The sequence below is a fragment of the Desulfovibrio sp. UIB00 genome (assembly GCF_022508225.1).
Lineage (GTDB): Bacteria > Desulfobacterota > Desulfovibrionia > Desulfovibrionales > Desulfovibrionaceae > Desulfovibrio.
Genome location: NZ_JAETXJ010000017.1, coordinates 1 through 9,229, shown reverse-complemented (window position 1 = coordinate 9,229; position 9,229 = coordinate 1). Strand labels below are relative to the sequence as shown.

Below are 9,229 nucleotides of genomic sequence, written 5' to 3'. Positions count from 1 at the left end.
CACGTAGAAAAACCGTACGGAAAGCTTGAGGGCTCCGTTGCTCGCAACATAGTTTTTTTTGAGAATTTTTTTACGAATACGTTTGGTCATAGGGTACTCTCCTTTGACCGTCCGCCTCTGGCGGGGTTTCTAGGGCCGGGGGTGGCACCCCCCGGCCCTCTGTTTTCAGCTCTTCCGGCTCTCTCTCGTGCTTTCTGGCCTGTCCATCATTGAACAATCCTCGGCCATTTCTGCGCCTGGTGCAAAATGCGCAGGAGCTGTACTTGATCTGCGTGAACCCTGTAGACGAAAAAGTGGGGCAGACGCGGAATTATAAGCTCCCTCGTTCCTTCAATAAAACCAGGACGCCCACGGTTGGGAAGCGTTTCTAGGCTCTTACTCGCCGCCTTGATCGCAACGGCGATTGCCCGGGCGGCCTGGCTGTCTTCCTGGGCAACATAGCCCACGATCTCTTCAAAGTCTTTCAACGCCTCAAGCGTCCAGCGAAGCCGCATCTTAGGCCCCGTACTTGGCGAACATGGCGGCCACTTCTTCGTCCGTGGCGAACTGCCCGGCGTTGGCTTCATCAAGGCCCTTCTGCACGGCGGCCGCATAGGCGGCGCGCGCATCTAGGGCGTCTTTCACCGCCTGCACCAAAATCCAGTGTCTGCTTCGGCCTTCCGCCGCCGCGATGGCGTCAACCTGCTTCAAAGTCTCTGGGTCAAGCCGTATGCTGGTGGGAACGGGAACTGTCATAAGCCCTCCTTGTGTAGCGATAATGACTACACACTTTTCCGGCTGCCCGCAACCCCTATCTTTCGCGTCCGCACTCCTGGGCCTCGCGCCACTTCTTTAGCTGGTACTGGTCCGCCCGGCTCAGCTGGCCGGACAATGTTTTGACCTGGGCACGCGCCTTGTCACGTTCGCCGCGAGTCGGATAGTTTTCCGCCTCAACGGTCAACCGCTTCACCCGCTCTAGCGGGCTCTCCTGCCGCTTCTGCTGTGCCTGTTGCTGCTTCTGGGCGGCGCGCTTGGCCCCTTCCTGGGCGTTCCGGTCGGTAAAATAGTGCCCCCATGCTTCGCGCTCACGCCCCCACTCGGCCCCAACCTTGGCCCGATGTTCGGCAAGGCCGCGGTCAAATTCGGCCTTGGTCTTGCCGTCCAGGCCGAGCTTCCGCCTAGCTGCAGCCTCTTGCTTGGCGAGTTTGACCATTTGCGCGACTCGCCGCGTCATGTCCGCCGCCTGCCGCTTCTCTAACGGCCGCTCTTGTAGCTCAAACTCGGCCCCGCGCTCTGCAAGCGCCGCCTCTTCCTTGGCCAGCGTCCCAACGCCTATTTTGAACTTGGCGCGCTCCAAGGGGGATGCGTTCCGTAGCCGCTCCTCGAACTCGGCGCGCTCCTGGGCCAGGTGCGCCCACTCACGTTCGCGGGCAGCCTTTAGCATCCGGTCCGTAGCCCGGTCCCTGGAAAACTCCTGGCGCTCACGGCTATACGCCTCGCGCCCTTCAAACCAGTCTTTCCAGCCTGGTTGCTTCGCAAGGAATGCCTCGCGCCGGGCTTCTCTGTCCGCTCGTATCTCTCTGGCCTCAAAACGCTTCTGGACTTCACGCGGCGACAGGGCATCCAAGCTCTGCACAGTCTTAGGCGTAAAAAATACCCCCCGGCGAGAGGGCAGGGCCTCGCCCTGCGAAACAGCCGCCCCGCGCCCTTCTGGCGCTATACTGGGGGGATTCCCCCCAGCCCCCCCGGCTTCATGGCGCCGCCCCTCTACGGCCTGGCCTGGGGTGCTCTGCTGCTCCGTTGGCTTGCGGCTCTTCAAAAGATCCTCCACGGCCCGCGCCCCCTTCTGGAAATCCCGCTGAACGCCGTTTTGCGCCTGGTTCAAGGCAGACTGCATCAAATCCGGCCCGTGGGCCTTCGCCGCCCTTCCCTCGTGTTCAAGCCTCGTCGCCCGCTTCCTGGCGTTGTGCAGCGCGGCAACTTTCCGGTTCCAGCGCCCGCGCTCCGTGCGGACGCCTCGCCGCTCCATCGCGGTTGCGGTCGGCCCCATGTGCCGAGTCGGCAAACGGTCCTCGCCCTGTTCCGTGAGCGTCCGGTGATCTATGCGTGATGTTTGCCCCGCCCCGGACAAGGCGCGATTGGCGTAAAGTTCCCATTCCGCCCGAAGGTGCTCTAGCTCTGCTGGACCGCTCTTTTTGTCGTCAAGCTCGCGCGTCTTGCTGCCGAACCCATCCGCCAAAATCTGCCGCGTCGAAAAGAGCAAATGGGCGTGATGATTTCGCCCGTCTCCATCCTTACTCGGCGCATGGATATTCACGTCAACAGCGACCTTGTAGCGCTCCACTAAGTGCCGGGCAAATTCGTTCGCAAGCTCTCGGCGTTCGTTCGCCGGTAGCTCATGAGGTAAACCCAAAACTATTTCGCGTGCTGTCACGGAATTTTTCCGAGTTTCCGCAGCCTCGGCTTCGTTCCAAAGCCTCCCACGGTTATGCGCCCATTCCGGGGCATCTTTCGGGGCGAAGATTTCGGAATTTTCAACGCCGCGCTTGCGCGTATAGTCGTGGTGTTCTCCGGTCCTTTCATCCGTATACATTTCAGATGCGCGATAGGCCGCAGCTGCCACGGCTGAACGCCCGGCGCTTCGCTGAATCTTGCTCATGCTCAAGTGGTATACGGCCATTCTCTTTCGCCTTACTCTTCCTGCTGTTGCGGGGCTTCCCCGCCGCACTGCAAACGAAGTTTGCGTAAGTGCGCCCTTCGGGTTTCCGTGCCTCCCTCTTCGCACCCTTGCCTTTTCCTGTCAAGGGCTGTATATCGGCGGCACGTCTTGAAATCCATCAGCGGTTTAAATCTTATCTCTTCGGAGGTCCGAAATGCCTAAAGCAGAGAATTTGCAAAAGCTCATGGAGCGAAAGGCCAAGCTGGACGCCAAAATTCAGGCACTCCGAGCGCGTGAGGCAAAGCAAGTCCGAAAGGACGATACCCGCCGCAAGGTGCTTGTTGGTTCCCTGGTGCTGGAAGCAGTGAAAAAGAATGCCGACATCAAGGCATGGCTGGACGGCCTTTTGAACAAGCGCCTTACCCGCAAGGATGATCGGGAACTTTTCAACCTTGCTCCTCTTGAAGTTTCCCATGAAGAAACGGCGGAGAACGCGGACGATGAAAGCGCCACGGATGATGCTGAAAATGTTCCTTCTGAAAGTGCCGAGGTAAGGTATCCAGTCTGCATTTACATGGAAGGCTCACGCACTGGCGCATGGTCGCCAGATTTCCCCACACTCGGAGTCGCCGGGAAGGACAGCCAAGAGGCGCTTGGGAACGCGATAGAGGCCATACAAAATGCCGTGAACAATGGAACGCGTCCCAAGCCTTCAACCGAGCGCGCCGCACGGCAACAATTCACCATTTACGCGGGGCAGAAATTTGAGAAGACCCCGGAAATTGTCGTGGAGTGGGTGGCCGTGGAATGATGCCGGAAGACCTTGGAGAACTGGCCGGGCTGCTCCATGATCTCGGTGTGCCCGCGCCGGACGTTGGACGCTACGTCAAAGCCTTGTCGGGGGCGCTTCACGACTCCAAGCGTTTTGCCAAAGCACACAAGGCCATTCAAAGGCTTTTGGAAGCCCGCAACGGCCAGCGTCTTGGACTCCAAGGGGCGGGGCTTTTGGCATATCTTGCGGCTGTCTATACAGCGCTCAGCGAGAACGAAAGCGACCGCATACAACGTGAACGCATTGCTAAAGAAATAGAGAGATAGTGTATGCCAAAGCTATCAAGTATAATTTTTTTTGTTTTGTTTTTTATTTTTTCATGGCGGTTTAGCATACGTCGCTATAACTCAAATGCTGGCGCTGTTATCGCTATTATTTTACTTTTGTTTGATCTTATTATGTCGTCGATTAGCAAAATGCTTCCAGACCATATGTTAACATTTAACGCACCATCTTACATTAAAATTTTGCTGTTAATCTTTATTATTGCAGTTATCTACAGCGTCTTTAAAAGAACTGCGCTCGGTGCACGGCTTATCTCGCGGGAATCTCCGCATTCGGATAAACTCGGTTCGGCGCAATGGGCTTCGGAAGAACACGCAAAGCAGGGCGGAAACCTGGGGAACGAGGGCGTTTCCCTGGGCCTTTTCTATTCCTCCCCCAAGGTGGCCCGGCACTTCCGGCATAAGGGCCACGTCCTCACCGTGGCCCCGACCCGTTCCGGCAAGGGCATTGGCGCGATTATCCCGGCCCTGCTGGAATATCCGGGCTCTGTGCTCTGCCTCGACATCAAGGGCGAGAATTACGCCGTCACGGCCAGGCGGCGGCGGGAATTGGGCCAGGCGGTCTACCTGGTGGACCCCTTCGGCCTCACCGGGGGCCAGACGGCCCGCTTTAACTGGCTGGACATGATCGACCCGGCCAGCCCTGATTGCGTGGCCGATTCGGCCACCTTGGCCGACCTGGTCGTTGTGCGGAGTGCGGAAAATGCTGATCCCTATTGGGACGATGCCGCCTCAAATCTCTTGCAGGGCCTCATTCTCTACGCGGCGACCCTGCCGGAAGATCAGCGGCACATGGGCACCGTGCGGGAAGCCCTGACGCTGCCGGAAATCGAATTTGACGGGGTTCTGGCCTCAATGAGCGAGAGCAAGGCGGGCTTTGGGGTCATCGCCAGGGCCGCAAACACGTTCATGGCCAAGGCGGAAAAGGACCGCTCCGGCGTCCTGTCTGCGGCGCTCCGACATACGGCCTGGCTTGATGATCCTCGTATTGCCCTGGCGCTCTCGGCCTCTGACTTCAAGCTGGCCGAGCTCAAGGCTGCGCCCATGACCGTTTACCTCGTCATGCCCCCAGATCGCTTAGTGCCGTATCGCTCTTTCGTCCGGGGCTTCTTCGGCCTGGCCCTTACCGGAATTACCCGTACCCAGATTCAGCCGCAGCACAAGGTGCTGTTTATGCTGGATGAATTCGCCCAACTTGGGCACATGGCCTTGATTGAAAATGCTATCTCGCTGGTGTCGGGCTACGGCGCGGCCTTCTGGCTATTCGTGCAAGACCTCTCGCAGCTCAAGGGCGTTTATAAGAAATGGCAAACATTTCTTGCAAATTCGGCGCGGCAGTTCTTTGGAACAACGGATTACGATACGGCAAAATACATTTCTGATAGCCTTGGAAAGCAAACAATCGTGTATAGCACCGTGAGTGAAAGCCGTAATATAGGGTACAATGCAAAGGGAGGCTCTATTTCTACGTCGCAACACATTGCTGCGCGCGACCTGATGACCCCGGATGAAGTCATGCGACTTTCCCCAGAGTGGCCGATTGTGTTCGTCCAGGGCCAGCCTCCCCACCAACTTGCACGGCTGAACTACCTGTTTGACCCTGACTACGTGGGGTACTTCGATAAAAATCCGTTTTACGGCTAGCCCTTGGGGCTTATGCCGAGAACTCGCCAGGATGGCTTTTACGGCCTCCTGGCGTTTTTCTTTGGTGGACTCCCACAAAAAACCACTTCGTGCCGTCTAGGTGCCTCCTAGCGTTTTCCCCACGCCTTTCCGGGGGCTGGGGCAGAGCCCCAGAATAGCGCCCAAAGGGCGCGGGGCGGCTGTTTTGCCTTTTCACCCCCCACGGCGGATTTTAGGACAAGGGTTGTACCTGGTGAAGTATCGGCCAGGGGCCGGAGCGCTTGGGTGGAGTTCTTGGGGGTCTGGCCCCCGCGCCCGGAGGGCGCATCTGTGGGGGGCCACCGCCTTTCTTTCTGGCCGAAGGCCACACACCCCCCGGAGGGGGGTTGCTGCGAAGCAGCGGGGGGAGAGGGGGGGGATGAAAAGGGGGGGAGGATCAACGCGCGCGCGCGGGCGCTGGATTTCTGTCTTTAATTCTTGGTTAAGAGAAGAGAGGGCTGGGAACCGTTGCGTCCCAACGGTTTGCGGACTGGTGGCGCGGTGTCATTGCGACAAAGCGCGGTGTCATTGCGACAAAGCGCGGTGTCATTGCGACAAAGCGCGGTGTCATTGCGATTAGCCGTCGCAACGACACCGCGCTTTTGCATACATCTACCTGTACCAGCACACTATTTTTTTGCGCTCTGCGAACTCCCAAGACGTGAGGACGCCCACGCGGCGCAACTCGTCCAGGGCTTCCGCCAAGGAGGTCCGAAAGTCACGCATCCGGCCTTCGTAGCCGCTCCATTTGTGCAGATTTTCCAGACTCACGGAGTGTTGGCCGGGGGCGTGGCTGGCGGCATAGCTCTGAACCCACTTAGCCAGGTCAACGCGCTTGCCCAAGGCCCGGCGCTTGGCCAGGTCAACAAAGCCGTAGGACTGGCCCAGGAAAAGGGCCATGGTCTTTTCTGGAATCGTAAAAGTCCACGTCTTTTCTCGCTTGTCGAACTCCAAGGGACCGAGCAGAGGAAGGCTCAACATGCGCTCTTCCGTCTCAAAAAAGAGGCGGCAGGTGGCGAGACGTTCAAAGGACCCCTTGAGCCAGCGGTAAGCCGCGTCACTCCGGCTGTTCCAGCCTAGGCTTGTAAGAAATTCGCCAAGCAAAACGGTTACGGGCTGGTCCGGGCCGACCTCTGCGGCCTGCTTCAAGCCGCAGAGAAAAACGTCCTGGTCGGCCATGTCCAGTTGCTTGCCGGAAACACAAGCCGCCCGGTTCCCGGCAGGACCGGGGAGCGGGGCCTTGTCCAGCATTTTCCGCCGGCCGCGCTTGATGGGCGCGAAAAGCGGCGTCCTGGCAAGGTCGTTGTTCATGGGGGCCGTGTCTCCGGGCGTCCTGGGCACGGTGACACCGGGCAAGGTCGCCTGTTCCGGCTCTGGCTCCGACTTGGGGAGGCTGGCCCGAAGAGCCTCAATGCGTTGGGCAGAAGCCCGCCAATCGTTCGGGGCCTCGGTGGTGGGGGCTTGCTCGGCGGATTCGAGATGCGTAGGCTTATGCTTGGTCATAGGGTACTCTCCTTTGACCGCCCGCCTCTGGCGGGGTTTCTAGGGCCGGGGGTGGCACCCCCCGGCCCTCATATTTTGTCGTCTTTCAGCTTCTACCGTGCGTTTGGGGAGATTGTCTATCTATCCGCATCAGGCCTTTTTCGGCCTGGTTGCCAAGCTCACCCCTCCCCGCCATACCTCGCTGACGTCCGCCTTTCCCAACTTTTCGTTTTTGTGGCATGGCCGTTTTTTTGTGTGGCAAGGGCCTTTTCCCCCGTGGCAAGGGCGTTTCCCCCCGTGGCGCAGCCATTTTTCCGCGTGTCACCTACTCAATCCCTCGCCGTGCGCTTGCCGAGCGTACCCCACGTCCAAGACTCCGAGCGGCGGCCCCAATGTTCCCCCCGCCAGGGGCCGCCCCGCCGCCTCCGGCGCTGAATCGGTTACGGATCAGGCTTTTTGCCCCACCGTAGGCGGCTCCTCCTGTCATGCTCACGACGCCTGCAATTCCAGCGGTATTGCCTGCGCTTCCACCGGTAAGTGCCGCCGCAAAATCTGGGGCTTTGAGCAACATGCACCAGCATAGCACATTTATTGCGATGACAATAAACGTTGCGGAGTTTAAGAGCGGGTTCACTGTTCCAAAATCCATGACAGCAAGAATATCTAGACGAGGAGTCATTACCTTTAAACACACGCCCAATATAAGAGAGACAAACACTATTACTAGCCCATAATTGATTATGGCCCTGAGCCACGCAAAGAAGATATGCCGTGTAACAGGAAAAATTGCGAAGTACAGGCATATTGCACCGAACACGTTCAACAAATATATTCCAAACCACATTGTTACGTTTATCAACAGGAAGACGATGATAACCGCAACATACGTCAACGTAAGTGCGATTTCGGCTATAACTCCGGATATTAATAGTTTTGGGCTCAAAATTTCTGCCGCATTATTAATTTTCACACATACGGCCATAATCTTATCCATACCGTCGCCAAGAACCTGAAGCATTGAACCGCTCAGCCCGCCTGTCGATTTTGTGACAAAGAAATCGCCGACACTTTTTATTGTTTCAAGAATTGGACCTGCAATCCAATCTTGATAATTTCCAGGGTTAAAGACTATCTGGGTCACAAACATTAAAAGAAACAGTGTTACAACTTCTTGTTTTACATTCGGGAAATACCCTCTAAAACAGAGTATCCCGATTACTGTAATATATAATACTACAAGAGACGTCGCCAGCCCGCGAAACGACGCCGTAAAAGAGCTTCCAATGCCAGTTGTCGCCGCTGAAATTGCTGACATAAGGCTAACATATGTACTGATAAGAGAAAATCCGACACCAGCAACAGGAGTATCAAGCATTGATACAGCCTTGTTAACTTCTTCATTAACTGTAACATTTGAATCGTCGAGCCCTTGTTGCGCCATTGCAACTGTCGCATAGAGAAGAAACGCCAATGTACAGAGGATCAGAAGGTGCTTGATCTTCATTTGGGCTCCTCCTCTTGGTCCGTGGTAGTCGTGGTGAGAGGTGTGCTGCATATGCTTCCAACGTGCCAGAGGACCAGCACCAGAGGGATTGTAGCCCAAAAGCCCCACGATGGCTTAACCAGGGACACACACACCCAAAGCGCGCAGGAGAGAAGGAGAAGATACCACCCCCGGATTCGCTCTTTTGGCAGTCCTTTCAAGCTCCAACGAAAGTCATCCGGGACCCCGACAAGGCGATTAAAGAGCAGTCGAAAATCCGGCAGTGTAAAGTTACGCTTTATGCAAGCGGAAAAACTTTTTTTGGAAATTTTCATACAGGCATCCTCCTAAAATTTAGGCTGCGGGATGTTACCCAACAGTTCTTTATCGGAGACATGAGGCTTTGAATGTGCCTTCTTTTGTATCGCCTTATCCTGTTCAAGAATTTTCCGTGCCTCTGGCGACAGTTTCGGCCCTTTCTTCTGGTTTCCATCGAGCTCAATAGGTTCATGCTGTGGGTAAGCAATATTATCCTGCTTCTTTTCTTCGCCCTTAGAACAAGCGCAAATAGCAGTGGTACACAGGACCAACAGAACTACGCACAAATATTTCATCATATTTCCCCCTGGAAAGTTTTGTGAAAACATGGCAATTGCAAAACAGCGTTCATTGCTTTACGCATCGCAATTCCCATTCATGGGCAGATACATTGTTTTGTTAAACTCCATGGCAAGAAACGGAATATATAACACAAGAACAGCCCTACGCCGAAGCTTCCCGGCTTCTACCACGTAGAAAAACCGTACGGAAAGCTTGAGGGCTCCGTTGCTCGCAACATAGTTTTTTTT

At 56.2% G+C, this 9,229-nt stretch carries 9 protein-coding genes; 3 read left to right on the top strand and 6 right to left on the bottom strand.

Annotated features, from left to right (window positions below; all coding sequences use genetic code 11):
* Window positions 1–206 precede the first annotated feature (206 nt).
* From JMF94_RS14970 to mobQ, 3 genes are read right to left on the bottom strand one after another with little or no spacing between them, the layout of a single operon-like run.
* Window positions 207–494: a type II toxin-antitoxin system RelE/ParE family toxin gene (locus tag JMF94_RS14970; RefSeq protein ID WP_240826094.1), complete on the bottom strand. Its 288-nt coding sequence runs from the start codon at window positions 492–494 to the stop codon at window positions 207–209.
* 1 nt (window position 495) lies between these two features.
* Complete coding sequence (locus tag JMF94_RS14965; RefSeq protein ID WP_240826092.1) at window positions 496–735, bottom strand: ribbon-helix-helix protein, CopG family; 240 nt, start codon at window positions 733–735, stop codon at window positions 496–498.
* Window positions 736–790: 55 nt separating this feature from the next.
* Window positions 791–2,659 carry a MobQ family relaxase gene (gene mobQ, locus JMF94_RS14960; protein WP_276612956.1) on the bottom strand — a complete coding sequence of 623 codons (1,869 nt, stop codon included), beginning with the start codon at window positions 2,657–2,659 and terminating at the stop codon, window positions 791–793.
* A 193-nt stretch (window positions 2,660–2,852) separates the two neighbouring features.
* Between mobQ and JMF94_RS14955 the strand changes: the two genes are divergently transcribed.
* The 3 genes from JMF94_RS14955 to JMF94_RS14945 are packed head-to-tail and all read left to right on the top strand — an operon-like array spanning window position 2,853 to window position 5,398.
* Complete coding sequence (locus JMF94_RS14955) at window positions 2,853–3,449, top strand: hypothetical protein (protein WP_240826090.1); 597 nt, start codon at window positions 2,853–2,855, stop codon at window positions 3,447–3,449.
* Window positions 3,446–3,736 (top strand): hypothetical protein, encoded by a 291-nt coding sequence (locus tag JMF94_RS14950; protein WP_240826089.1) that lies wholly within the window; start codon window positions 3,446–3,448, stop codon window positions 3,734–3,736. The genes JMF94_RS14955 and JMF94_RS14950 overlap by 4 nt, the downstream gene beginning before the upstream one ends.
* 3 nt (window positions 3,737–3,739) lie before the next feature.
* Complete coding sequence (locus JMF94_RS14945; RefSeq protein WP_240826088.1) at window positions 3,740–5,398, top strand: type IV secretory system conjugative DNA transfer family protein; 1,659 nt, start codon at window positions 3,740–3,742, stop codon at window positions 5,396–5,398.
* A gap of 630 nt (window positions 5,399–6,028) precedes the next feature.
* On the opposite strand, the gene JMF94_RS14940 is transcribed toward JMF94_RS14945, so the two are convergent.
* From JMF94_RS14940 to JMF94_RS14930, 3 genes are all read right to left on the bottom strand, one after another.
* Entirely contained in the window at window positions 6,029–6,919 is an 891-nt protein-coding gene (locus tag JMF94_RS14940) for a hypothetical protein (RefSeq protein WP_240826087.1), read from the bottom strand.
* A 304-nt stretch (window positions 6,920–7,223) separates the two neighbouring features.
* Window positions 7,224–8,402 carry a type IV secretion system protein gene (locus tag JMF94_RS14935; RefSeq protein ID WP_240826086.1) on the bottom strand — a complete coding sequence of 393 codons (1,179 nt, stop codon included), beginning with the start codon at window positions 8,400–8,402 and terminating at the stop codon, window positions 7,224–7,226.
* A 326-nt stretch (window positions 8,403–8,728) separates the two neighbouring features.
* Entirely contained in the window at window positions 8,729–8,998 is a 270-nt protein-coding gene (locus JMF94_RS14930; protein WP_240826085.1) for a hypothetical protein, read from the bottom strand.
* Window positions 8,999–9,229 lie beyond the last annotated feature (231 nt).